The organism is Devosia sp. CN2-171 (genome assembly GCF_049354815.1).
GTDB lineage: Bacteria > Pseudomonadota > Alphaproteobacteria > Rhizobiales > Devosiaceae > Devosia_A.
Genome location: NZ_CP186479.1, coordinates 2340295 through 2362981 on the forward strand (window position 1 = coordinate 2340295; position 22687 = coordinate 2362981).

At 65.0% G+C, this 22687-nt stretch carries 24 protein-coding genes; 11 read left to right on the plus strand and 13 right to left on the minus strand.

Translation table 11 applies throughout. The annotated features are described in order from the left end of the window. Positions 1 to 142: 142 nt before the first annotated feature. The 8 genes from ACOYW5_RS11565 (at position 143) to ACOYW5_RS11600 (ending at position 7486) form a co-directional block, all read left to right on the plus strand. Positions 143 to 337 (plus strand): hypothetical protein, encoded by a 195-nt coding sequence (locus ACOYW5_RS11565; RefSeq protein WP_423065041.1) that lies wholly within the window; start codon positions 143 to 145, stop codon positions 335 to 337. 188 nt (positions 338 to 525) lie between these two features. Next, positions 526 to 2937 (plus strand): bifunctional diguanylate cyclase/phosphodiesterase, encoded by a 2412-nt coding sequence (locus tag ACOYW5_RS11570; RefSeq protein ID WP_423065042.1) that lies wholly within the window; start codon positions 526 to 528, stop codon positions 2935 to 2937. A 154-nt stretch (positions 2938 to 3091) separates the two neighbouring features. After that, positions 3092 to 4162, plus strand: coding sequence for an ion transporter (locus tag ACOYW5_RS11575; RefSeq protein ID WP_423065043.1), 1071 nt, complete (start codon positions 3092 to 3094; stop codon positions 4160 to 4162). 60 nt (positions 4163 to 4222) lie between these two features. Continuing rightward, complete coding sequence (locus ACOYW5_RS11580; RefSeq protein ID WP_423065044.1) at positions 4223 to 4831, plus strand: DnaJ domain-containing protein; 609 nt, start codon at positions 4223 to 4225, stop codon at positions 4829 to 4831. A 234-nt stretch (positions 4832 to 5065) separates the two neighbouring features. Continuing rightward, entirely contained in the window at positions 5066 to 5953 is an 888-nt protein-coding gene (locus ACOYW5_RS11585) for an alpha/beta fold hydrolase (RefSeq protein ID WP_423065045.1), read from the plus strand. 149 nt (positions 5954 to 6102) lie between these two features. Next, entirely contained in the window at positions 6103 to 6657 is a 555-nt protein-coding gene (locus ACOYW5_RS11590; protein ID WP_423065046.1) for a thermonuclease family protein, read from the plus strand. 50 nt (positions 6658 to 6707) lie between these two features. Further along, positions 6708 to 7031, plus strand: coding sequence for a cupin domain-containing protein (locus tag ACOYW5_RS11595; RefSeq protein WP_423065047.1), 324 nt, complete (start codon positions 6708 to 6710; stop codon positions 7029 to 7031). A gap of 71 nt (positions 7032 to 7102) precedes the next feature. After that, entirely contained in the window at positions 7103 to 7486 is a 384-nt protein-coding gene (locus ACOYW5_RS11600) for a GFA family protein (RefSeq protein WP_423065048.1), read from the plus strand. A 66-nt stretch (positions 7487 to 7552) separates the two neighbouring features. On the opposite strand, the gene ACOYW5_RS11605 is transcribed toward ACOYW5_RS11600, so the two are convergent. The 7 genes from ACOYW5_RS11605 to ACOYW5_RS11635 form a co-directional block, all read right to left on the minus strand. Continuing rightward, the gene (locus tag ACOYW5_RS11605; RefSeq protein ID WP_423065049.1) at positions 7553 to 8386 is read right to left on the minus strand and encodes a cell wall hydrolase; all 834 of its coding nucleotides are present in this window, start codon (positions 8384 to 8386) and stop codon (positions 7553 to 7555) included. A gap of 348 nt (positions 8387 to 8734) precedes the next feature. Beyond that, positions 8735 to 9418: an HAD family hydrolase gene (locus ACOYW5_RS11610; RefSeq protein ID WP_423065050.1), complete on the minus strand. Its 684-nt coding sequence runs from the start codon at positions 9416 to 9418 to the stop codon at positions 8735 to 8737. 82 nt (positions 9419 to 9500) lie between these two features. Then, positions 9501 to 9809 carry a hypothetical protein gene (locus tag ACOYW5_RS11615; RefSeq protein ID WP_423065051.1) on the minus strand — a complete coding sequence of 103 codons (309 nt, stop codon included), beginning with the start codon at positions 9807 to 9809 and terminating at the stop codon, positions 9501 to 9503. A 21-nt stretch (positions 9810 to 9830) separates the two neighbouring features. Further along, complete coding sequence (locus ACOYW5_RS11620; protein ID WP_423065052.1) at positions 9831 to 10523, minus strand: L,D-transpeptidase; 693 nt, start codon at positions 10521 to 10523, stop codon at positions 9831 to 9833. Next, positions 10520 to 11452, minus strand: coding sequence for a glycine betaine ABC transporter substrate-binding protein (locus tag ACOYW5_RS11625; protein WP_423065053.1), 933 nt, complete (start codon positions 11450 to 11452; stop codon positions 10520 to 10522). The genes ACOYW5_RS11620 and ACOYW5_RS11625 overlap by 4 nt, the downstream gene beginning before the upstream one ends. A 45-nt stretch (positions 11453 to 11497) precedes the next feature. After that, positions 11498 to 12190, minus strand: a complete 693-nt coding sequence (locus tag ACOYW5_RS11630) for an META domain-containing protein (protein ID WP_423069454.1) — start codon at positions 12188 to 12190, stop codon at positions 11498 to 11500. 52 nt (positions 12191 to 12242) lie between these two features. Then, the gene (locus ACOYW5_RS11635; RefSeq protein ID WP_423065054.1) at positions 12243 to 13436 is read right to left on the minus strand and encodes a succinylglutamate desuccinylase/aspartoacylase family protein; all 1194 of its coding nucleotides are present in this window, start codon (positions 13434 to 13436) and stop codon (positions 12243 to 12245) included. Positions 13437 to 13696: 260 nt separating this feature from the next. Between ACOYW5_RS11635 and ACOYW5_RS11640 the strand changes: the two genes are divergently transcribed. After that, entirely contained in the window at positions 13697 to 14509 is an 813-nt protein-coding gene (locus ACOYW5_RS11640) for an inositol monophosphatase family protein (RefSeq protein ID WP_423065055.1), read from the plus strand. On the opposite strand, the gene ACOYW5_RS11645 is transcribed toward ACOYW5_RS11640, so the two are convergent. Genes ACOYW5_RS11645 through ACOYW5_RS11670 form a run of 6 tightly spaced genes read right to left on the minus strand, consistent with a single transcriptional unit; the run spans position 14506 to position 19603 of the window. Beyond that, a complete protein-coding gene (locus ACOYW5_RS11645; protein ID WP_423065056.1) occupies positions 14506 to 14805 on the minus strand; it encodes a hypothetical protein in 300 nt (99 codons plus the stop codon). The genes ACOYW5_RS11640 and ACOYW5_RS11645 overlap by 4 nt on opposite strands. A gap of 46 nt (positions 14806 to 14851) precedes the next feature. Further along, complete coding sequence (locus ACOYW5_RS11650) at positions 14852 to 15703, minus strand: glycerophosphodiester phosphodiesterase (RefSeq protein WP_423065057.1); 852 nt, start codon at positions 15701 to 15703, stop codon at positions 14852 to 14854. 11 nt (positions 15704 to 15714) lie between these two features. Further along, positions 15715 to 16749 (minus strand): ABC transporter ATP-binding protein, encoded by a 1035-nt coding sequence (locus tag ACOYW5_RS11655; RefSeq protein ID WP_423065058.1) that lies wholly within the window; start codon positions 16747 to 16749, stop codon positions 15715 to 15717. 7 nt (positions 16750 to 16756) lie between these two features. Further along, positions 16757 to 17578, minus strand: coding sequence for an ABC transporter permease (locus tag ACOYW5_RS11660; protein WP_423065059.1), 822 nt, complete (start codon positions 17576 to 17578; stop codon positions 16757 to 16759). 1 nt (position 17579) lies between these two features. Then, positions 17580 to 18455 (minus strand): ABC transporter permease, encoded by an 876-nt coding sequence (locus ACOYW5_RS11665; RefSeq protein ID WP_423065060.1) that lies wholly within the window; start codon positions 18453 to 18455, stop codon positions 17580 to 17582. Further along, positions 18452 to 19603, minus strand: a complete 1152-nt coding sequence (locus tag ACOYW5_RS11670; protein ID WP_423065061.1) for an extracellular solute-binding protein — start codon at positions 19601 to 19603, stop codon at positions 18452 to 18454. The genes ACOYW5_RS11665 and ACOYW5_RS11670 overlap by 4 nt, the downstream gene beginning before the upstream one ends. A gap of 321 nt (positions 19604 to 19924) precedes the next feature. Here ACOYW5_RS11670 and ACOYW5_RS11675 point away from each other — a divergent pair, with 321 nt between their 5' ends. Beyond that, the gene (locus tag ACOYW5_RS11675; protein WP_423065062.1) at positions 19925 to 20968 is read left to right on the plus strand and encodes a LacI family DNA-binding transcriptional regulator; all 1044 of its coding nucleotides are present in this window, start codon (positions 19925 to 19927) and stop codon (positions 20966 to 20968) included. Beyond that, on the plus strand, positions 20965 to 22575 hold the full coding sequence (locus ACOYW5_RS11680; protein WP_423065063.1) for an FAD-dependent oxidoreductase: 1611 nt from the start codon (positions 20965 to 20967) through the stop codon (positions 22573 to 22575). Before ACOYW5_RS11675 ends, ACOYW5_RS11680 begins: the two co-directional genes overlap by 4 nt. The last annotated feature ends 112 nt before the right edge of the window (positions 22576 to 22687 follow it).

Here is a 22687-nt window from a genome sequence, read left to right on the forward strand (position 1 = left end):
GCGACGAGGTTCCTGTGGATTGCCCGCACGTGGGCCGGAACCGGATCGATCGCGGCCCGTTCAGCCCTTGCACTGAGCAGAGAAGTGAAGTGCCGCCAGGCAGCGAATCTATTAGGGCGGGCTGCGCTTGAGAGGCGGGGGTATGTCACAACAAGTCTTCGGTCCCGAACAACGGGGCGACAAATGGTATTTCTACGCCTACGTGGACGGTCAGCAGGTGGAATGGGGACCGTACCGGTCCAAGGAATTCGCCGAAGGCGCCATGGCCGCCATCGACAAGCGCATCCAGGGCCTGCCGCCGAAGAGGCCCGGACCGGTTAGCAGCGAGGCGCAGTAGGCGGCCGGTACGGGGCCTTGCGTAGCTGCCGGACGAACACGGCCACCTTTCGCGCTTTCCCGACCTCCACAGGTAGGTGTTTATACCTGCCGGGCTGCTGGGCACTGATTTACCCAACTCGCGCCACGAAGACGTCGGGCGACGCGTTGGTAATTCTATGTTCACCGGCAATGCAAAACATCGGCTGATTGAAATCTGCCGGTGCCGTCCAGTTGTCTGCCGTCATCTACACATTGTTGAATAATCATGACCTCGTGCTGGTCGCGGTTGCGGCGCTGATCTGCGCGCTGTCGGCGTTTGCCGGAATATCGCTATTGCACCATGCGCGCCGGTCGACGGGCTGGATGCAGATGCTCTGGCTGGCTGTCGCGGCGGTGTCGGTGGGCTTTGGCATCTGGGCGACGCATTTCGTTGCGATGCTGGCGTTCCAATCCGGGATAAATGTGGGTTACGACCTGCCGCTGACGCTGGCCTCGCTGTCGCTGGCGATCGCCATTGTCGGCGGCGGCTTCTGGTTTGCGGCGATCAGCTCGTCCAATGCCGACTCGATCGTCGCCGGAGCGGTCGTCGGGGTCGGCATTTCGGCGATGCACTATACCGGCATGGCCGCCTTGATCGTGGGCGGCTCGATCGCTTGGGACGGCAACCTCGTTGCCCTCTCCATCCTTACCGGGATGGCGTTGAGCGCCGGCGCGCTGCGGGCGACGCGATCCTCGACGCTCGTCTCCCGGGTCCTCGCCCCAATTCTCCTGACGCTGGCGATCTGCGCCATGCACTTCACCGCCATGGGCGCGGCGGGGTTTGCCGATTGCTACACGATCGTCACCTCGCCGGAAGGCACGCCGGGGTGGCTGTGGATGGTCCTCGCCCTGGCTTCGACGCTTATTCTCGGGCTGGCCTTGGGCGGAACGGCGCTCGATCTCCGGGATCGGCGGCAAAGTTCAGAAAGCGCACGCATGCGCGAATTGGCCGATGCGGCGGTCGAAGGGCTGGTGATCGTCCGGCAGGGAACTATCAGCGCCACCAATCGCAGCTTCAACAAGCTGGTCGGATCGGCGGTGGAGATCAGCGGCCGGCCGCTACTCGACTATCTCGATGCCGAGGCGTGCGCCGCACTGGCACAGACGCCCAACGCTACGATCGAGGGACAGCTCACGGGCACGGATGGCCCGATCCCGGTGGAAGCCGTCGCGCACGAGATCGAGTTCCAGGGTGTGCGGCAGCTGGCGATCGCGATCCGCGACGTCTCGGTGCGCAAGCAGGCGGAAGAGCACATCCGCTTTCTCGCCCACCACGACGCGCTCACCGGCCTCCCGAACCGGGTGAGCTTTGGCGACCGGCTCAACGAGACGATCGACCGGGCCCGAAGCGAGGGGCAGAGCTGCACGGTGCTCTGCATCGATCTCGACAAGTTCAAGCAGGTCAACGACCTCTACGGCCACGCCGCCGGGGACGCGCTGCTGCGCCGGGTCGGGGCGATCCTGCGGCGGGAACTGGCGGAGATCGGTTATCCCGCGCGCCTCAGCGGCGACGAATTCGCGATCGTGCTCAATGCCAGCAGCAGCATCGCGGCTGCCAATCGCCTCGCCGAACGCCTGCTCCATGCGTTCGAGGCCGACGCCGCCGAGGCCTCCGGCGACCTGGCCATTTCCGCTTCGATCGGCATCGCGTCCTTCCCCGACAATGCAGGGAATGCCGAACAGCTCATGTCGGCGGCGGACATGGCGCTGTACCGGGCCAAACAGGACGGCCGCGGCGCCTACCGCCTGTTCGAGGCGTCGATGGACAGCGAGTTGCGCGACCGGCGCCTCGTTGCCAGCGACCTCGCCAATGCGGTGAGCGCCGGCCAGCTAAGTCTCGTCTACCAGCCGCAGGTCGATCTGATTTCGGGAGCAGTGACGGGCTTCGAGGCCCTGGTGCGCTGGGCCCACCCGCAGCGCGGCGAGATTCCGCCGAGTACCTTCATTCCGATCGCCGAGGAGAACGGCCTCATCGCGCAGATTGGCGAGTGGGTGCTGCAGACGGCCTGTGCCGAAGCGGCGCGCTGGCCGGCCTCGCTGAGCCTTGCCGTCAACGTGTCGGCGGCACAGATTCACAACACCTCATTCTCCCGGCCGATCCACGAGATCCTGGTGCGAACCGGCCTATCGCCGCTGCGGCTCGAGGTCGAGGTGACCGAAACCGCGCTGGTGCGGGACCTGGTCCGGGCGGTGACGACGCTCAGGCAGGTCCGGGCGCTGGGTGTCCGCATTGCCATCGACGATTTCGGGACCGGGCACTCCTCGCTCGCCAACCTGAGTGCCTTTCCGTTCTCGCGGATCAAGCTCGACCAGTCCTTTGTTCGGAGTTTCGACCGCAACCCTCAATCGGCGGCGATCCTCCACGCGATGCTCGAACTCGGGCGCTATCTCGGGGTGTCCGTGGTGGCGGAAGGCGTCGAGCGGCGCGAGGAGCTGACCTTCTTGCGCTCAGAGGGCTGCCGGACCGCCCAGGGCTACCTGTTCGGCCCGCCGGCGCGGATCGACCGGTTCGGCGACCTCACCGGCCTCATCGAGCAACAGCGCACAGCCGACGAGCCGCTGCAGGTGGCCCGGGCGTAGCCTGACGACCGCCGATCGGTTGACAAAGTCGCCGGCAGCGCACGCATCTGCTGTTGCGCAAGGCGGCCGAATAGCAGCAGATCGTTATCCTCGGTGCCGGGAGCCGAACTGGCTCTGACTGGGCGCATCGGTGAAGCGGCTGTAGAGGGATTCGATGAGCGAGGGGACATCGGGCGCTGCAACGGACGTTGCCCCCCTGCGGGCGCGTGTCTACCGGGCTCTCTCGGGCGGACTGTCGGGCGAGGGGCGGCTGTCGCGCACCAATGTGGTGCTGATCGTTCTGATCGTCGCCTCCATCCTGTTCGCCGTGATCGATAGCGAGCCGACGATTTCAGGGCCGTTTGTCGAGCCGTTCAGGCTCATCGAAACGGCATTCGGCGTCATCTTCCTCGTCGAGTATGTGCTGCGCGTCTGGTCCAGCGCGGAGAACCCGCGCTATGGCGGTGGTCTCAGGGGCATGCTGCGCTTCGCGCTGACGCCTGCGGCGCTGATCGACCTGTTGGCGCTGTCACCGCTGTTCTTTGGTGCGATCGGCAGCGAGGCCTACGTGCTGAGGGTGCTGCGCCTGCTGCGCATCCTCCGCCTCACCAAGATCGGGCGCTATTCCGGAGCTGCCGCCGCGATCTGGAAGGCGATTCGAACGCGGCGGTACGAGCTGGGCGTCAGCCTCGGCGCCGGACTGTTCCTGATGCTGGTCTCGTCGGCGTGCCTCTATGCGATCGAGGGCTCCGACCAACCGGAGAAGTTCGGCAGCATCCTCAGGGCGATGTGGTGGTCCATCTCGACGCTCACCGTCGGCTATGGCGACGTGTACCCGATCACGGTGGCCGGCAAGGTGTTTGCCAGCATCACCGCGCTGATCGGCATCGGGCTTGTGGCAGTGCCGACTGGCATCATTGCAGCTGCCTTCAGCGAGGTGCTGGAGCGGCCCGGAACCGATCGAGCAGACAAGGATGCCGACGCGCCGACGGTGCCGGATCGGGAGACCTTCGCCGCTGCCATTGAGGCCGCGATCACCCGGGCGCAGGAACAGGGACGCGCTCACATCGAGATCAACGCGGGCGAGTTGCATCGAGCGGTTGGCGGATATCCTGGCGCCTCGCATCGAATGCCCGTGTGTTGCGCGGCGCTGCGCTCGCTGATGGACGCCCGCGACGCCGTGGTGTTTCAGCCGCCTGCTGGTGATGGGGCCTCCTTTACGGTTCGCTATCAGCTGCCGCGCTGAGCAGCGCGCGTGGCTCCGTTGCACTTCAAGCGCGGCAGCCGAACTGCTATGAGCCGGGCGATGACTGTGTTCGATCCATATGATGTCCTCGGTGTTGGGCGCGCTGCACGCGCAGCCGACATCAAGCTCGCCTATCGCAAGAAGGTGCAGACCGCCCATCCGGATCGCGGTGGCGATCCGGCGGTGTTCATCCTCGTCGTGCGGGCTTTCGGGCTACTCTCCGATCCCGATGCGCGGCGGCTGTTCGACGAAACCGGGATTGTCGACGACGAGGCGGTGACGAGTTATCGCCGCGAGGTGGCGCAGATCCTCGCCGACATGTTCGACGCCGCGGTCGAAACGGCCGTGTCGACGGGGTTGAAACTCGAGAGCGTCAACTTCATCGCCCAGATGTCGGCGGCGGTGACAACAGGCCTTGGCGACTCGCGCCAGACGCTTGGCCGCACCGATGCCGAGATCGGGGCGCTGCAGGCGCTGCGGGCGCGCATCCGCCGCACCGATGCCGACCGGAACCTGTTTGCCGAGCGGCTCGATGCGCAGGTTGCAGCCAAGACCGAGCAGCATCGCATCATCAAGCGCCGCGTCGCCATGCTGGAGACGGCACTGGCGGAGCTGGGCAACTACGAGAGCGAAACAGAGCTGATCGCGGCGCTCGAGGCCGAGGGCTGAATGCCGGCCCATCGCCCCCTCTCCTGGTGAGGGGGCCCTGCAGCAACACCCAACACGGGAAAGGCCCCCTCACCAGGACTTTTGGCCCGACCTCTCCCCCAAGGGAGAGGTGAAGAGGCCGCACCACTGACGCTCAGCAACTTTTCTTCAACTCGATTGTCGATCCGAGCGTTTCTCCTTCGTCGTCAGGACAGGAGGCGCATGGGAGCGCCGACGACACACGGGAGAAGAACGATGAAAACCGCCATCCTTGCCGCCGTCTTTGCCATCACCGCATTCATCAGTCCGGCCGCAATGGCCGAGGACACATCGGGCACGCTGCCGATCAACGGGCTCGAGATGTTCTACGAGATCCACGGCGAAGGTGAGCCGCTGGTGCTGCTGCACGGCGCCTATATGGCCAACGAGGTCAACTGGGCCGGCCTGATCCCGACGCTGGCGCAGGAGCACCAGGTGATCGCCGTCGAGTTGCAGAGCCACGGCCGCACCACCGACCGCGACACGCCGATCACCTATGACGGGATGGCCGACGATATCGCCGCACTGCTCGATGCGCTGAAGATCGAGAAAGCCGCGGTGTTCGGCTACTCGATGGGTGGCGCCGCCGCCATCCGCCTCGCCATCCGGCATCCCGAGAAGGTGACGCGCATTGTCGCCGCCTCGGCCGGCTATATCTACAATGAGGAGGTGATGGGTGCCGACTTCATGAAGATGATCGACTCGATCACCCCCGAGATGTTCGAGAACACGCCGTTCTCGGCCGAGTTCAAGCGGTTGAACCCGCACCCGGAGAATTTCCCGGTGCTGGTCGAGAAGCTGAAGGAACTCGACAAGACGCCGTTCGACTGGTCGGCCGAGTTTGCCAAGATCGACGTGCCCTCGCTCTATATCTACGGCGATGCCGATGTCGTGCCGATGGACTATATCGCCAAACACCACGTGGCCGCTGGCGGCATCGTCAACGGCGACATGAACGGGCTGCCCAAGACGCAATTGCTGGTGCTGCCGGGGACGAGCCATATCGGCGTATTCTTCAACCCCACCAATATCGAGATCATGAAGCTTGTGGTGCCGGGCTTCCTCAAGCAGCAGTTGCCGGCCGCGCCGCAGATGCCGTCCTGATCGGCGCGATCGTTCAAGCCTTGGGGCCGGTGAGCAGTCACCGGCCCTTTCACGTGACTTGAACTCCGGATTTCCCCGTACGGGGATTCCATGCCGCCAGGGGATCGCGGGCGTGGAAGGGATTGGCCGTCGCTGATTTGGGGACGGTGATGGCCGGGATCTCGAACTTCCGCCGCGTGCGGCCGGTCACGCCGGGCGTGCAGCGCGCCGCAGCGCGACGGCGCAGCAATGACCGCTGGGCGACATTCTGGCTAATGCTCCTCGCATTCCTCGTCACTGCGGGGGTCGCCAGCCTGCTGTTTGGAGCGCTGCCGGTACGTGTGCCGGGCCTGCCGGTCCTGGCATCCGCTTCAGCGGTCAGCGCCAGCTTTGCCATCTGCGGGAGCGGGGCGCGGGTCACCTGCGTGGTCGATGGCGACACGTTCTGGCTCGACGGGCAGAAGTACCGCATCGCCGATATCGACACGCCGGAGATTTCCCAAGCGCAGTGCGCTGCCGAGAAAGCACTCGGCGACCGGGCCACGCGCCGGCTGGCCGACCTGCTGAATGCCGGGCCGTTCATTCTCGGTGCGGCGGACCGCGACGAGGATCGCTATGGCCGGAAGCTCCGCGTTGTCTATCGCGACGGGGCTTCGCTGGGCGATAGCCTTGTTGCCGAGGGGCTGGCGCATCGCTGGGATGGCGGCAAGCATCCCTGGTGTTGACCGGTCGAGCCGCCATCGCCATCCTCGCGCGGTTGCCGAGGGAGGATTGGATGAGCGCGCTATTCGATTGGGCCGACCGGCCGGAACGCGAGGTGTTTCCGGGGTTTCACGGCCGCTTCATCCATTCCGGGCGGATGACGTTTGCACGCTGGCGTATCGACGCCGGCGCGGTGCTGCCCGAGCATAGCCACGAGCATGAGCAGGTGGTGCATGTGTTTGCCGGGGAGATCGAGATCGTGATCGACGGCAAGCGCATCGTCTGCACCCCGTCCACCGTGCTGGTGATCCCCTCCAATGCGAAGCATTCGGGCCGCGCGCTCAGCGATTGCGTGGTGATCGACGCCTTCGCCCCGGTGCGCGAGGATTACAAATAATAGCCGCTGCTGACATGGCCTGTCAGGAGGGGTGAGCGAAGGTCGGGGCATCGAAAACGGAGATGCCCCAGATGACCACCACTACCCTTGCTTCCTGCTATTGCGGCGGCACGGTGATCGAACTGCCGACGCCGCCGACCGAAGCGACGCAGTGCACCTGCAGCTGGTGCACCAAGTCGGGCGGGCTCTGGGCCTATTACGCCCCGGAGGCGGTGAAGATCGTTAGGGCGGACCACCTCGGCCACTATGCCCCGAACACCATCAACGAGCACTTCTTCTGCACCAATTGCGGCTGCACTACCCATGGCATCGCGCCGAACTGGACCATGGAATCGCTCACCACCTTCGAGATGCCGAAGGACAAGAAGTTCGCGATCAACGTGAAGATCCTCGACGACTACGAGCTGATGAAGTCGCTACCGGTCGGGGTGATCGATGGGCGGAGCATGTGGTGAGGGTGAGCGGCCCCCAGAACGAAAAAGGCCCCGGTCAGGGCCCATTCATGCGGTGATCGCTAGGGTTCAGTTCGTTGCGTAGAACACGTGCGAGCCGATGGCGGCTACACGGTTGAAGGTGTGGGACCATTTCGGCGCCACAGCCGTCGTGTGGTAGAACAGCACCGAGTTCGGCACCACGCCCGGGCGCTGGCCGCGCTGGAACTCGTAGAAGGCTTCGTCGGCGAGGTTGAGCGAGCGGTTCCACGCCGTGCGTTCGCGGCCCAAATCAGAGCGGCCATCGCAGGCGAACGTGAACTGGCACTTGAAGCGGCCCTTGTCGGCGTTCTGGAAGACGACGCCACAGATGGTCGAGGGATATTTCTTGCTCATCGCACGGTTGATGATGACGTTGGCGACCGCCAGTTGGCCCGCACGGCTTTCGCCGCGAGCTTCATGGTAGATCGCCTGGGCGAGGCAGAGGCGTTCGCCCTCGGCGAGCTTCACGCGCTTAGTGGTCGGGACGAACCCGTCGTGAGCGTAGTCGGTGAGCACCGCGGCGGTGAGCGAAGGGCCATCGGAGAAATCGGCGGCCTCGATGGCGTCGAGGGCGCGATTCTGCTTGCGGGCGATGTAGCCTAGCAGCACTTCCTCGGTGAGTTCGGGTGCCATGGCCGGGACGTCGAAGCCCGAGAAGCTCTTCAATTCCTGCTGACGATCGACATAGGCCTGGAGGAACGCGCTGGTCAGCTTGGGCTGGACCGCGGCGGTATATTCCTGGCGCTTGAGTGAGACGGCCTGCGTGAAAGCGGCAGGAAACACGGACTCGATGGTGAGTTCTTCAGCAGTTACGGGCGCTACGGTGACGTGCAGCACAAAGGCTGCTGCGGCAATCGCCGCCGCGTGCATGCACACGCGCATCGTCTTCGCAAACGCCCCTGCCCTCAACCCGCCTACCTTCCCCGATGCCGCCCCCGAGGCAGCCCAGTGGTCTATTACCCTTGCTCGCAAGCTAGCCGAGCGAGGGCGGTGATGGAACCCAGAATTTACAGTTACTTAACCATGAACGTTAGGTTCTTAAATTGAGGTTAATGCGTCGCCATCAGGGGTGAAAGCCCTGATTTTCAAGAGTTTGCGCGATAGGTAAGGGTGGCTTTCGGCAATCGATAAAAGTTAATCGATCCGAATCGTTGCAGGAACACAACAGTTTGGCGGCCCGGTTTCCGGACCGCCGTTCAAATTGCCCTGGGTTTGCTTGAGTCGCCCGGGTTAGCCGCGCGGGAACGCGTGGTCGCGGAGGACGTGGAGACTATCCATCACCGCAACGCAGAGCGCGCTGATCTCGTCGGACGGGGCGACGATGTCGGGAACCATGATAGTCTGCAGCCCGGCTGCATGCGCCGCGCGGACGCCCGAATGGGAATCCTCGACCGCGATGGCATGCGCCGGATCGACGCCGAGCAGCTGCGTTGCCCTGAGATAGGGCTCGGGATGCGGCTTGGGGTTGGTGACGTCGTCGCGGGTCACCACGGCGGCGAAGCTGTCGAGTAGCCCGGCATGACCAAGATGGCCGAGTGCATGCGCCGAACGCGATGACGTCGCGACCGCGGTCGGGATGCGGGCGGCCTTGAGCTCCTTCAGTATCTCGTGCACCCCGGCCTTCACCGGCACCGAGACCGCCATGCGCGCCCTCATCAGCGTGCGGCACTTGTCGTCGAAGATCGTGTAGGGGAAGCTGACGCCATAGGCCTCGATGAGGAGACGATTGGTCGTCTCGTGGCTCGAGCCAACGATCGAGTGGTGGAGGCTGTCGGTCATGGTGAAGCCGAGTTCGGTGCTCACGTCCCACACGATCTCCTTGAACACCATCTCGGTGTCGAGAAGCGTTCCGTCCATATCAAAGACGATGGCAGAGAAGGGCTTTAGCGGCGCGTTCGGCGATGTCGTGGGCATGAGGTCCATATAGGTAGATTTGGCGCCCGCCGCTACCCTTGCCGGCGTAGACCTCGCCTGCGCCTGCGGGGCATCGGGTGATCTAGAGTTGCGCCAGCGACGAGATGGCGCCGTTGTCGTCGATCACGCAGGTGGCCTGCCCGACGGGCAGCTTCAGGTCGACGGCGTAGGTCCCGGCCGTGGGACCGGGGCGGGAACTGGTCGGCAGGACGCTGTTGGCCGGCGCGTCGAAGCGGGTCTGGGCTTCGCTGGCGCAGAGCAGCTGCAAATCGGCCGGGGCGGTCTGGGCGCTGCCGCGGATCGTTGCCGGGCTGATCGTCGGGGTCGTCGAGGCACAGGCCGCCAGCCCGAAAACCGACACCACTCCTGCAACCTTCATGAGGCTATTCATCTCGGTCTCCAGGATAACACGTCACACCCCGCGATAGAGGGCGGCGCCGGACATCAGGACAACGACCTTGGCATCAAGCGCAACGCGTGCGTAGAGGTCGGTGACGTCGTCATTGTTCAGCCGGATGCAGCCGGACGAAATGTTGAGGCCGATCGACCAAGGCTCGATCGTGCCGTGGATGCGGTAGATCGTGTCCTTGTTGCCCTCGAACAGGTACATGGCGCGGGCGCCGAGCGGATTGTCGGGACCGCCGGGCATGCCGTTGGCCCACTGAGCCGAGCGCGGATCGCGGGCGATCATTTCCGGAGGCGGGGTCCATACCGGCCACTCGACCTTGCGACCGACGCGGACGATGCCGGCCCAGCCGAACCCGTCGCGCCCGACCCCGATGCCATAACGGACGGCCTGGAAATCCGGCAGGACGAGATAGAGGAAGTGCCGGTCGCCATCGATGATGATGGTGCCGGGCTTCTCAGCCGTCCGGAATTTGACGATCTGGCGCCGGAATTCCTCCGGCACCGAACCGTAGGCCTTGTAGTACTGCTTGGCGCGCGAGGGATCGTAATCGACCCAGACCTTCTTTTTCGCGTCGTAGATCTGCGAGTAGATCGCCTGCGCCCGGGCCGGGTGGGCGCCAGCGAGACCGAAGGCGATGCCACCGGCGGCGAGACCGAGCAGCCGCCGCCGCGACAGCGTTGCGTGGGGCCCCGTCATTTCAGCCACCCCGCGATACGGTCGGCATTGGCCGCGACCCAGGCCTTCGCCACGTCGGCCGGCGCCTTGCCCTCGACCTCGACCGCGTAGCTCATCGCCGCAAGGTCGGCCGCTTCGAACTGGATGCCTGCCAGGAGGCTCGCCGCCGCCGGCAACCGCTCCGCCAGGGCACTCGCATAACCAATGGACAGCGAGGACTCGGCCCAGCCGGTCTCGGCACCGGACACGGACAGCCAGTTAGGATCGTCGGCGGGGGCAACGATGTGCCAGCGCGACGGGTCATGCGGCGCTTCGTCGAGCAGGACCACCTCGTGCAACTGGAACAGGTGATGCGGCTCGTAGCAGTAAAAGACGAGCGGCTTGTCGGTGGCGACGGCTGCGTCCACCGCTGCCATTGCCAGTTCTTCGGGCGCCTCGAGCAGGGTCATCGTCTTGTCGTAGCCAAGGCTCTTGGCGCGCACCCGCTCGACATTGGTCGAAAACCAGGAGTGATCGCCGATCCAGATTTCACCCTTGCTGTCGCCATCGCTGTCGAACTGGCCGGCGATCTCGGGCCTGGCGAGATCGCCGAGGGCGGCGATACCGGTTTGCTCGGCGGTGGCTTTGGTGACGCAGATGCCCTGATGGGCCGCGACCGTCCTGGGGCTGACGGTGATCGCATCGGCATATCGGGCCACGGCGGCGTCGAGATTTGGCGACCAGAGTTCGGGATAGACGTCGATCTCGCCGCGAGCAATGCCCGACAGCAGCCCCATCGAGCCGCGTTCGACATAGCTCGGATCGACACCGAGCCGCTCCGCCGCGACTTGTCCGATGATGTAACCGGTGACCTGCGCCGAGGGCCAGGCGGTGAGGCCGATCTTCAGTTCATCAGCCTCGGCAAGCATGGGCAGTGCCCATAGCGCCAGAGCTGCCGCAAATATCCGCATTAGTCCCTTCTCCCACTCCCGCAAGACCGACGCGGCCCGATCGTGTCACTCCCGCACGCTCACGACAGCACGACCATTGTCATCGACCAGGCGCATCCGCCCTTCCGGTGTTCTCTCGAAGCGCCGGACTGTCGCGAGCGCCGTGAGGAAGCGCTGCTCCTGTTCCATCAGGCCATCGTCGCAGGCCATCATGGTGCCGCCCGTGTTCGATATCGTCAGCGCCTCGCCGCTCAGCGCGAAGCTGCCGAAGAAGCGGTTGCAGGAGGAATTGCCGTGTACTCGACCATCGAGGTCGAAGGCAATGGAGGTGTCGGACCCTGCGACCACTGCTTGCCCGCCGATCTCCTCGACCTGCCAGTCGCCGAGGAGGAGGCTGAGGGACTCGCCACCACAGCCGATATAGGCTTGCTCGCCGACGACGACGGCCACGGTCTTGGGAAACGGCATTCCCGTCATGCTGTCGCTGCAGATCTTGTCGGCGACGACAAGCGCGAATGGCTTGCCGTCGACGGCTGCGGCGTAGACGATCACTTCGTTCGCTGTCTTTGCCGCCGGCACCGGCTCAACCGACACGGTCGGACCGTCTATCGTGTTGAAGATGATGGCCTGATCGGTGACTTGAACATTCCAGCTGGGCTCGTTGCCGCGCGCCGTAAGGCCGGCGGCCTGGGCACCGCCCGTGATCAGCAGCGCCGTCGCCACCGAGCATATCCCCGCCCCTCGCATGAATCGGGTCATGGTCACGGCTAGTCTCTCCCTTGACCGGCTGTGCACGCGCAGCCTCGCAGCGCTACTCGACGATGACATCGCCGCCGACCGGGGTGGCGCTGTCGAAGATGATGAAGACGATCGGCGTCCCCTCTTCCGCCGTAGCGTCGGTCCGCCGTGCCCCGATCTCGCCGGCACGGGGCGCGGTGTACTCGGCGACGACTTCTCCGAAGGTGTTGCGCTGGATGGCGAGCTTCTGGCCCTCGGTCACCACGTCGTTGATTTCGACCAGCAATTCGACGAAGCCGCCACGCGTCGCCAGGATCGGCAGCATGCCGTCGGCCACGAAGATGTTGGAATCCGCGCCGGTTCGCCCCATTGGCCCGGCGATGATGCCGTGGTGCTTGAGGACGTTCATCGTGCCTTCGACGAAGAGCTCGATCATGGCGAGGTCTAATATCCTCGGCCGGCCAATCTCGGGCGTGAGGGCCGGGATGCCGGCATCGATCAGTGCATTGGCGAGCAGGCCGTTCTCGCCGAAATTGTCGAAGATCTGGTCGATGGGGAACAGCTCCGCCATTGCGCGCACTTCCGGCAGGTCCATGCGCGCGAGGTGGAAGGCGGTCGCGTCCATGCCGGTCGCCGCGGTGTGGAAATCGAGGCCGTAGTCGAGATTGGGCTTGAGCAGCCGGTTGAACACGAGGCCCGCATGGCGCGTCGAGATTTCCGGGCCGTTCTCGTTGCCCGGAAACACCCGGTTGATGTCGATGAGATCGATCCCGCGCCCCGAACTGTGCCAGCGCCGCGACATCGCCTCCACCGCCGGCCGCGACAGGTCGAACACCGCGACCACCGAGCCGGACATTGCCGTGGGATCGAGCTGATTCATCACCGTTTGCAGGGTGTGCATCGGGCTCATCTCGTCGCCGTGGACGCCGCTGATCAGGCCGACGCGCTTGCCGGGCGCCGCGCCCTTGGCCACGCTCACCGAGACATACCAGTGCTGGCCCGTCGGCATCTGGGCGCCGCGAAAATAGAAGTTGTGTCTGCCGGGCTCGAGATCGGAAATATCGAGCGCGCTGATCACCTGCTTGCCGTCGATTATGTCGCCGGTGAACACGGTGCCGCCTGCGCCTGCGCCCGAGGCTGCCCGCTGCGTCGTTGCGTCCTGCGCCTGGGCCGGCCCGGCCATCAGGGTTGCCGCCGCGCCGAGGGCGCCGACGGATGCGAGCATGAAGTCTCGACGATCGATCTCGTCGCTGCGTCCGTTCGTCATGGTCCGGATCCTCTCGTGCAAACGGTCGGCAAGGTCCGGGCATTTAGAGGGATGAATGAGAGCTCTGGAAGCCTTGCAGACGGCCGACCGACATTTAGAGACAGAGGAACAAGCCTTGGGACTCCGAGCATACCCGGAGGTGCGGTCTCGGGTGGGACGACGAGGAACAGCCCCCAAAAAACCGTCGAGCCGGGCACGGTTTTGCGCGATTGTGACATGTCACTGGGCTAGCTTCGGGGCGAACCCCGGGTGAGTGATTCATGTCCCTTTCGCACGACAATATCCTCGACGACATGGTGGCCGTGGCCCGCGCGGCCGGCGCCATTACGCAGAGCCATTTCAAGCACTTCCGCGACATTGAGATCGGCATAAAGGGACCAGCAGATTTCGTCTCCGAGGCTGACAAGCAATCGGAGCTGCTGATCCGCAAGGAGTTGTTCGCGCGCTACCCGGACTGGAGCTTTACCGGCGAGGAGTTCCCGCCGGTCGACAAGGCGGACCAAGAGTATCGCTGGCTGGTCGATCCGATCGATGGCACCACCAACTTTATCAATGGCATGGACTACACCATCTCGATCGCGCTGCGCCGCGGCAACGAGACGGTGGCGGGCGTGCTCTACAACCCCGATGCCGACGAGATGTTCACCGCGCTGCCGGGACAAGGCGCGTTCATGAATGGCGAGCGCCTCAAGGTTTCGGAACAGGCGGACACCGGGCTGATGATCGTTGGGACGGGCCTGCCGACGCCGGGGCTGTCGCTCTATTCAGGCGCCTACCAGCGGCTCGACGCGATCCGCGCGCCGATCGGTGCCGTGCGCATCGTCGGCAGCGCCGCGAATTCCTGCGCCTATGTCGCGATGGGCCGCCTTACCGGCTACTTCGAAGAGACCGGCTTCGTCGATACCGCCTCCGGTATCCTCTTGGTGCAGGAAGCGGGGGGCGTGGTGACCGACTGGTGGGGACGCGGACCGGAGTATTACGAGCGTACCGGCGCCATGATCGTCGCCAACAAGGCGACGCATGCGTTCCTGATGGAGCATTTGAAGGATGTGCCGAAGAAGGATCCTGCTTAGCGCGAGAGCCGCCGCATCAGCGCCACCAGTCCCCAGAGGATTGCCGCCGTGAGCGCAGTGATGCTGGTATCCTCGATGGCCTCCAGCGCCCGGAAGTCGCGGCGGACCAGCAGGTCACCCGCGACGTCGAGCGCTTCGTTTAGCACTTGCATCGCAACGGCGACGGCAAACGCAATGCCGCCCCTTCGTGTCACGAGATAGACGGCGAAGAACACGGCGACCGCGATCAACACATGCAGTCCACTGCCCTCGATTCCAGTGCCGTCGACGATGATCTGCTTGAGGTCGTGCCACATGCGACAAGGCTAGCGGGCCGGAAGCGGCTCGCCCACCCCGGTTGCGCTACGCCGATGCCGCAGGCTGGTTCAGCCGCGCCGCGACGCCTTCCGGATCGTCGGTGGTGATCTGGTCAACCTTGAGATCGAGCAGGCGCTCGATCACGGCCATGCCTTCGGTATCGGCGAGCTTCACCGTGTAGGCGTCGATCCGCCGGCCGTGGGCATGGAACGCCGCGATGATGTCGAAGCCATCCCGCTCTGCTTCCAGCACCAGCCGGTACTCGAGATAATCGAGCTCCGACTTCGGCGAAGCGGCCGCCGCGTCGGCGACGAATGCCGCGTAGTCGCGTGTCGCCATCAGCCGCTCCAGCGCGCCCTTGTGGCAGGGGTCGTAGCCGATCCGCAGCCCCGGCACGTTCTCGCTCAGGAGCCGCACCGCCTCGGCGTCTCCCGACGACAGGATGAAGTGCCGCGCCACCGGCCGCAGCGCCTCGGCAAAGTTCGCGATCACCTGCGGAGTGAGCGCGGCCGCATCCTCCTTGTAGTCGAGCTGCAGCAGCCCGTCTGGATGGGCACCGTCGCGCGCGATGAGCTGCGCGAGGTCCTCGAGCAGCATGACCTTGTCGGCGATCGGGGCACCGTCATTGCCGCGCAGGTTGAGATCACGGAGCACCGCGGCGAATGTCTCGCGAACCAGTCCTGTGCCGGTGGTTTCCCGCTCCAGGGACATGTTGTGGAGGACTGCCATGCCATTGTCGGCATGGATCACGAGGTCGACCTCGACGCTGGCGCCCAGCTTCATGCCCTCGAGGATGCGGCGACCGGTGAAAACCGGATCGCTCGCCTGCCGCCGCCCACGGTGCCACTTGAAAAAGGTCTGGTGCCCGTTGCGGATGACGGAGATCGCGTCGGCCATGGGAAGACTCGTCAGTTGCTGCGGTGGAGGAGAGCGTTGTCGCGATAGGCGGCAAAGGCGCGCGGTTTCAGCGCCACTGGTTGTCCCGCCTGCCAGAGGCGGGCGTCCGGTGTCATGGCCTTGAGCCGGACACCATCGGGCAGGTCGATATCGACGACGGCGTGGGTGCCATAGTCCGTGACCCGGTGGATTTTTGCCGCGGAGTCCGGCGCGGGCACGATCTCCAGCGCCTCGGGACGCACCGCGAGCGTTGCAGGGCCGTCGGAGACCGGCAGCGGCACAGCGAAGCCGACATGATCGAACTTGCCACCGAGCACAGCGCCCTCGATCAGGTTCATGGTGCCGATGAAGCCGGCGACGAAGGGCGTTTCGGGCTCGCGATAGACGACATCGGGCCGGGCGATCTGCTCGGTCCGTCCGTCGCGCATGACGACGATGCGATCGGCGAGCGCGAGTGCTTCGTCCTGGCCGTGGGTCACGAAGAGCGTCGTGATCTTCAGCCGCTGCTGGATGTCCCGCACCTCTTCGCGCAGACGTTCGCGGAGGTGCTGGTCGAGGCTGGCGAACGGTTCGTCGAGCAGCAGAATCTTGGGCTCGAGCACCAGCGAACGCGCCAGCGCCACGCGCTGCTGCTGTCCGCCGGAGAGCTGCGTCGTCATGCGGGTGCCGTAGCCGCCGAGACCGACAAGATCGAGGACGGCCTCAACCTTGCGCTTGATCTCTGCCTCGGGGAGGCGGCGGAGCTTCAGACCGAAGGCGAGGTTCTTGAAGACATTCATATGGGTCCACAGCGCATGGCTCTGGAACACCATTCCGGTCGGCCGCCGCTCCGGCGGCACGCGGGTGACATCGTCGCCGTCGATGCTGATCAGGCCGGAGGTCGGGGTCTCGAAACCACCGATCATACGCAGCAATGTCGACTTGCCGGAGCCGGACGGCCCGAGCAGGCAGACCAGCTCGCCATCGCCGACCGTCAGGTTGAAATCGTCGACCGCCCGCGTGGTCGAGAAGGCCTTGGTGACGTTCCTGATTTCGAGAACGGACATCTCTCTCCTAGCCGCCGAAGCCGCGGGCAAAGCTGCCCGAGTTGATGACGCGGCGCGCGAACAGCAATGCGATGAAGCTCGGGATCCACAGCAGCACCGACAGCACGGCGCCGAACTGGATGACGGGCTGGTTGTTGATGAAGCTGATCATCAGCACGGGCAGCGTGCGGATCGCAGGTGCGCCGATCAGCCAAGCGCCCTCGGTTTCGTAGAAGGTGCCGACAAAGCTCAGGAGGACCGCCGCGGCGATGGTCGGCCCTGCCTGCGGCAGGGTGATCGACCAGAATACGCGCAGGGGCGAGGCGCCGACGTCGCGTGCCGCTTCCTCCATGCGCCGGTCCACCGCCTGAAAGGCGGCCACGGGAATCCAGATCATGAACAGGAGCGTGCCCACCAGCTGGATCAGCACCACGCCCCAGAAGGTGCCGATGAGATTGAGCTGCAGGAAAATGCCGGCAATGGCGACGAGAAGACCGAATTTCGGAAAGGCCTGACCAGCGAGGAAGGAGAAGAACAGCACGCTCCGGCCCGGAAACTCGAGCCGCGCGAAGGCGTAGGCGGCGGGCAGGCATATGACAGCAGAAAGCACGGTTACCACGGTCGAGAGCAGCAGGCTGATCGAGATCGAGCTCCAGACGTCGGCGCGCGCCAGCGTCATGCCCCAGTAGCGCAGCCCGAATTCCTGCGGGATCACCGAGGGATAGCGCCACACATTGGCGAAGGCCCAGGTGCCGACGACGATGAGGGGAAAGACGATGACCAGTGTCAGCAACACGGCAAAGACGATACCGGTCCAATCGATCCGCCGCTCGGTCAACACGCGCGCCATGTCAGGGAGCTCGGTTCTTGGCGACGGAGCGGACGTAGAACAGCCCGAACACGATACAGAAGCCGAAGGCGATGACCGCCTGGGTGATGGCGTTGGTCGGATCGTTGAGATCGCGGAAGGTGCGCTGCATGAACGGGCCCATCATTTCGGGCGCGGCGGGGCCGAGCACGTAAGGCAGCGTGAATGAGGAGAAGATGCCGAGTACGGTGAAGCTCACGGCCACGAGGATCGAGTTGCCGATCCGCGGCAGGATAATGTGCCACAGCACCGCAACGCGGCCGGCACCGACGTCGCGCGCCGCCTCGATCGACTGGTTGGAGACATTGCCCAGCCCCGACAGCAGAATCAGCACGGTCAACGGGATATTGTCCCAGACGAGGCCGATCACCGGACCCCACGGGGTGAGGTAGGGCGAGCGGATCTTGGGCAGCCCCACAGCGTTGGCGAGCAGGTCCACCGTGCCGTTCGGCCCGAGCACCCGGATGACGGCGTAGCTGAGGATGATCGAGGGGACGAACATCGGAAAGATCGCCAGCCCCTGCACATAAGCGGCGAGTCGGCCCTTGGCGAAGCGCAGATAGAGCGCGATCGGCAGGCAGATCAGCACGAGGAAGATGGCGCATACCGCCGTCGTCCACAGCGTCACATAAAGATTGTTGAGGCTGTACTGATCGGAAAAGAAGAACCGGTAGGTCTCGAACGACAGGCTCCGTCCGCCGCCGTCATTGGGCAGCCAGATCGTTCGCCCGATCGCCGAGATGATCGGCCAGATGATCATCCAGATGACCAGCAGCACCGGAACGGCGACCAGCAGGAGGCCCGTGAGCCCCCTGCCGAATTTTGGGCCGACGATGTCGTTCGCCGGCGTCAGGCTCACGCGTTGCGGTCCACGTTCGGGGCCACGTTGCGATACCAGCCGTCATTGATCGCCTTCTCCCACTCGCCTGCTGGGAAGGACGGGATGGTGGTCGGGATCACGTCGGCGTATTTCTGCCGCAGCTCCTGGCTGACATAGTCCCACTGCACGCCAGGGAAACCGCCGAGTTCGGCGAGCACGGCCGACTGGACCTCTTCCGAAAGCACGTAATCGGCGAGCTTCAGTGCCGCATCCTTGTTCACGCCATTGGCGAGGATGATGCCGCGCGAGAAGCCGCCTGGCAGGGCGAGGTCGGAGAGCTGGACGAGGCCGGTGGTCTCGGGCAGGACGCCGGTATTGATCGCCTGGATCGCCTGGTCGGACCAGGCCGGGATCATGGTCACGGCCGACTGGCCGAGCAGCTGGACCGACTGGGTGTTGCCCGAAGTGTAGGCGCCATTGTCGAACAGCGACGAGGCTAGATCCTGGAGGATCGCCCAGGCCGGTGTCAGGGCCTTCTCGGCGGCTTCGGGGGTGAAGTTGTCGACGGTGAAGGCCTTCGGGTCCTTGCCGTTCGCCTCATAGATGGCGCGACGGACGAAGTTGCCACCCGAACCGCCCTTGTCGGGACGATTGTAGATGAACTGGCCGGGGTTGGCCTTGATCCAGGTGACGAGGTCGGCCCAGGTCTTGGGCGCATCGGCCGGAGCAAGCTTGGTGGTGTCGTAGGCGAGCAGCACCTGCGAGCCGCGATAGGGCACCGAGTAGTCGGTGTCGATCGCCAGCGGGTTGATCTTGGAATAGTTCGAGAGGCCGGCTTCCTTGATGTTCACATAGAGCCCGGCGTCGATGGCGCCGGCCGGGAGGCGCGGATCGCCCGTTTCGAAATAGTCGGCCTGCGGATCGGTCTTGGTCTGCAGCGCGGCAAGTGCGCGATCGGCGATCGCCAGTTGCCCGGCACCGTCACCCGCGTCGACGAGGTTGAGGGTCACGCCCGGATTGGCGGCCTCAAAGCCCGGCTTCACGAAATTGGTCCAGAAATCGAGGATGTTCTGGTCCGACGAGGTGTACCAGTCGATCCGACCGGCCTCGGCAAAGGCCATACGCGGCAGCAGCACGATGCCCGCGGCAGCACCGCCGACGGACAGCATAAACGCACGACGTTTCATCGCTTTTCTCCCATGTTCGCCTTGCAGGGGCTACCTGCGGCAGGCCGATCTGTGCCGGCCTTCCGGAGCGAAGACTATTCCGGCTGGGCCCGCTGGCAAGTAAAAAACGGAATGGAAATTCCATTGTGACAATCGTGCGAACGAAACATTCCGCACGATCGGCGGAGGCTTTAGGCGCGTCACGTGACACTCCAATGACGGCGTTGTCAGGCTTCAACAGACACGGCGCACCGCTGCTCACGGGCCCCGTTGACTCTTCCGGCGCTTGTTTGTTAATACGCATTAGCAGCTAATACGCATTAGCAGACCTGGGAGGGGTGTTTGGCCAAGGTGGGGCGGCTTACGCAGCGTGACATTGCCCGCATTGCCGGCGTCAGCCAGGCGACGGTGTCGCTGGTGCTGAACGACGCCAAGGCGGCCGCCGGGCGCATCCCTGACGAGACGCGGGAGCGGGTGCACAAGGCCATTCGCGAGACCGGCTATGTCGCCGACCCCATCGCCCGGCGCATGGCCAAGGGCCTCAACCGCATCCTCGGCGTCTTCACTTACGAGCCGGCGTTTCCGAGCGCGCAGGCCGACTTCTTCGCGCCGTTCCTGTTCGGCATCGAGGAGACGGCGCAGACACTGGGCTACGACCTGCTGCTGCTCACCGGCGCGCCAGCCAATCGCGGCAAGCGCCAGATCTTCCACGAGAACAACCGGCTGCGGCTGGCCGATGGCTGCGTCATCCTCGGCCGCGAGTTCGACCGCGCCGAGCTGAAGAAGCTGGTTGCCGGGGACTATCCGTTTGTCGCGGTCGGTCGCCGCGATCCGGTCGGGGCACCGGTGCCGTTTGTCGGCGCCGACTATGTGACGGCAACCGCCGAGATGGTGCGCCGCGCTCGGGCCAAGGGACATACGAAGCTCGCCTATGTCGGGCCGAGCAAGGGCGCCGAGTCTTCGGTCGATCGCTGGCTGGGGTTGAACTCGGTGATCGATGCGGCGGATCTCGCACTGCACCTCCCCGAAGTCGGGGGCAAAGCGCTGCCGATGCTCGAGGCGATCCGAAAGTCCGGCGCAACAGTTGCCTTCTTCACCGAACTGGCCGACGCGGTCGTCGTCGATGCGGCGGCGCGCTCGCAAAACCTCTCGGTCCCCGGCGACCTCTCGATCGTCGTGCTCGGCAGCCATTTGCGGCCGATGCAGTCGGGGACGCGCTTCACCACCTTCTCGATCCCGCGCGAAGAGATGGCGCGACGCGCCACGCAGATGCTCTGCGAGCGGATCGAGGCCGGGTCCAAGGGCGAGCAGGTGCTGCTCGCGTGCGAGCCGGTCGAGGGCGACACCCTCGGTCCCATCCTCCAATCACCGACGGATTTGAAGTGAAAGAATATTCGGCAGATATCGCGATCATCGGTGGCGGACTCGGCGGCGTGGCGGCGGCGCTGGGCGCGCTCCGCTCGGGCCGTTCCGTGGTGATGACGGAAGAGTTCGACTGGATCGGCGGGCAGATGACTAGCCAGGCCGTGCCGCCGGACGAGCACAGCTGGGTCGAGCAGTTCGGCATCACCCGCTCCTACCGCGCCCTGCGCAACGGCATCCGCCAGTACTATCGCAACCATTATCCGCTGACCGAGAAGAGCCGCGCCTGGGGCGACCTCAATCCGGGTGCCGGGTTCGTGTCCCGGCTCTGCCACGAACCGCGCGTCGGCCTCGCGGTGATGGAGGCGATGCTGATGCCCTACCGAGCGGGGGGCAAGCTCACGGTGCTGCAGCCCTACAAGCCGGCCTCGGCCGAGATGGACGGCGACCGCGTGCGCGCCGTGACGCTGAGACATCGTGACAGCGGCAACGGGATCGTTGTTACCGGCAAGTATATCATCGAGGCCACCGAACTGGGTGACCTGCTACCGATGACCGGCACCGAGTATGTTACCGGCTTTGAGAGCCAGCGCGACACCGACGAGCCCTCGGCACCCCCGGAGGCGCAACCGACCAATTCGCAGGCGGTGTCGATCTGCTTTGCCATCGACCATGTCGACGGCAACCAGGTGGGTGACAAGCCGAAGAACTACGACAAGTGGCGGGCGGTGCAACCGAGCTTCTGGGGCGGGCCGTTGATCGGCTTCGTCGGGCCGCATCCGCGCACGCTCGAGACCGTGACGCGTACCTTCACGCCGAACCCCGACGATGAGCCGACGCTGGTCGATGCCGACCAGCGCAGGAACCCCGGCGACGGCAACCTCTGGACCTTCCGGCGCATCGCAGCACGACGCAACTTCGTGCCGGGCGCCTACGCGTCGGACATCTGCCTCGTAAACTGGCCGATGCTGGACTATTTCGAGCAGCCGATCATCGATGTGCCCGAGGACGTCTACAACCATCGCATCGGCGAAGCGGCCGAACTCGCCTATTCGGTGTTCTACTGGCTGCAGACCGAGGCCCCGCGCGAGGATGGTGGACAGGGGTTTCCGGGCCTTCGGCTGCGCGGTGATGTCACCGGCACCAGCCATGGCCTCGCCATGGCGCCCTATATCCGCGAGAGCCGCCGCATCAAGGCGGTAACCACCGTGGTCGAACAGGACCTCTCGTACGCCTTGCGCGGCGAGGCGGGGGCGGTGAACTATCGCGACAGCGTCGGCATCGGCATGTACCGGATCGACCTCCATCCCTCGACCGGCGGCGACAACTATATCGACGTCGCCTCGTGCCCGTTCGAGATCCCGCTCGGCGCCCTGCTGCCGCAGCGCACGACGAACCTTATCCCGGCCGGCAAGACCATCGGCACCACCCACATCACCAACGGCTGCTACCGTCTGCATCCGGTCGAGTGGAACATCGGCGAGGTCGCGGGCCTGCTCGCCGCCTATTGCCTCAACCACGGCGTCACGCCGCACCTGGTGCAGGCCGACGACGCCGTAGTCGCCGATTTCCAATCCCGGCTCTACGCGGAGGGCATCGAAACCCGCTGGCCTGACGTGCGGGGCTACTGAACCAATCTCACAGGGAGGAACGTGAAATGAAACTACTGGACCTGAGGATGGCGGCTCTCGCAGCCGGCATCGCGATCCCGATGGCGGCCATTCCCGCCGTGGCCGAAGACAT

Excerpts from the sequence above, each read along its gene's own strand:
- ACOYW5_RS11670 (WP_423065061.1), bottom strand. The coding sequence starts at position 19,603 with ATGAAACGTCGTGCGTTTATGCTGTCCGTCGGCGGTGCTGCCGCGGGC.
- ACOYW5_RS11645 (WP_423065056.1), bottom strand. The coding sequence starts at position 14,805 with ATGTGGCACGACCTCAAGCAGATCATCGTCGACGGCACTGGAATCGAG.
- ACOYW5_RS11585 (WP_423065045.1), top strand. The coding sequence starts at position 5,066 with ATGAAAACCGCCATCCTTGCCGCCGTCTTTGCCATCACCGCATTCATC.
- ACOYW5_RS11650 (WP_423065057.1), bottom strand. The coding sequence starts at position 15,703 with ATGGCCGACGCGATCTCCGTCATCCGCAACGGGCACCAGACCTTTTTC.
- ACOYW5_RS11580 (WP_423065044.1), top strand. The coding sequence starts at position 4,223 with ATGACTGTGTTCGATCCATATGATGTCCTCGGTGTTGGGCGCGCTGCA.
- ACOYW5_RS11630 (WP_423069454.1), bottom strand. The coding sequence starts at position 12,190 with ATGACCCGATTCATGCGAGGGGCGGGGATATGCTCGGTGGCGACGGCG.
- ACOYW5_RS11600 (WP_423065048.1), top strand. The coding sequence starts at position 7,103 with ATGACCACCACTACCCTTGCTTCCTGCTATTGCGGCGGCACGGTGATC.
- ACOYW5_RS11610 (WP_423065050.1), bottom strand. The coding sequence starts at position 9,418 with ATGCCCACGACATCGCCGAACGCGCCGCTAAAGCCCTTCTCTGCCATC.
- ACOYW5_RS11590 (WP_423065046.1), top strand. The coding sequence starts at position 6,103 with ATGGCCGGGATCTCGAACTTCCGCCGCGTGCGGCCGGTCACGCCGGGC.
- ACOYW5_RS11575 (WP_423065043.1), top strand. The coding sequence starts at position 3,092 with ATGAGCGAGGGGACATCGGGCGCTGCAACGGACGTTGCCCCCCTGCGG.
- ACOYW5_RS11615 (WP_423065051.1), bottom strand. The coding sequence starts at position 9,809 with ATGAATAGCCTCATGAAGGTTGCAGGAGTGGTGTCGGTTTTCGGGCTG.
- ACOYW5_RS11660 (WP_423065059.1), bottom strand. The coding sequence starts at position 17,578 with ATGGCGCGCGTGTTGACCGAGCGGCGGATCGATTGGACCGGTATCGTC.
- ACOYW5_RS11595 (WP_423065047.1), top strand. The coding sequence starts at position 6,708 with ATGAGCGCGCTATTCGATTGGGCCGACCGGCCGGAACGCGAGGTGTTT.
- ACOYW5_RS11620 (WP_423065052.1), bottom strand. The coding sequence starts at position 10,523 with ATGACGGGGCCCCACGCAACGCTGTCGCGGCGGCGGCTGCTCGGTCTC.
- ACOYW5_RS11625 (WP_423065053.1), bottom strand. The coding sequence starts at position 11,452 with ATGCGGATATTTGCGGCAGCTCTGGCGCTATGGGCACTGCCCATGCTT.
- ACOYW5_RS11605 (WP_423065049.1), bottom strand. The coding sequence starts at position 8,386 with ATGCGCGTGTGCATGCACGCGGCGGCGATTGCCGCAGCAGCCTTTGTG.
- ACOYW5_RS11635 (WP_423065054.1), bottom strand. The coding sequence starts at position 13,436 with ATGACGAACGGACGCAGCGACGAGATCGATCGTCGAGACTTCATGCTC.
- ACOYW5_RS11655 (WP_423065058.1), bottom strand. The coding sequence starts at position 16,749 with ATGTCCGTTCTCGAAATCAGGAACGTCACCAAGGCCTTCTCGACCACG.
- ACOYW5_RS11565 (WP_423065041.1), top strand. The coding sequence starts at position 143 with ATGTCACAACAAGTCTTCGGTCCCGAACAACGGGGCGACAAATGGTAT.
- ACOYW5_RS11640 (WP_423065055.1), top strand. The coding sequence starts at position 13,697 with ATGTCCCTTTCGCACGACAATATCCTCGACGACATGGTGGCCGTGGCC.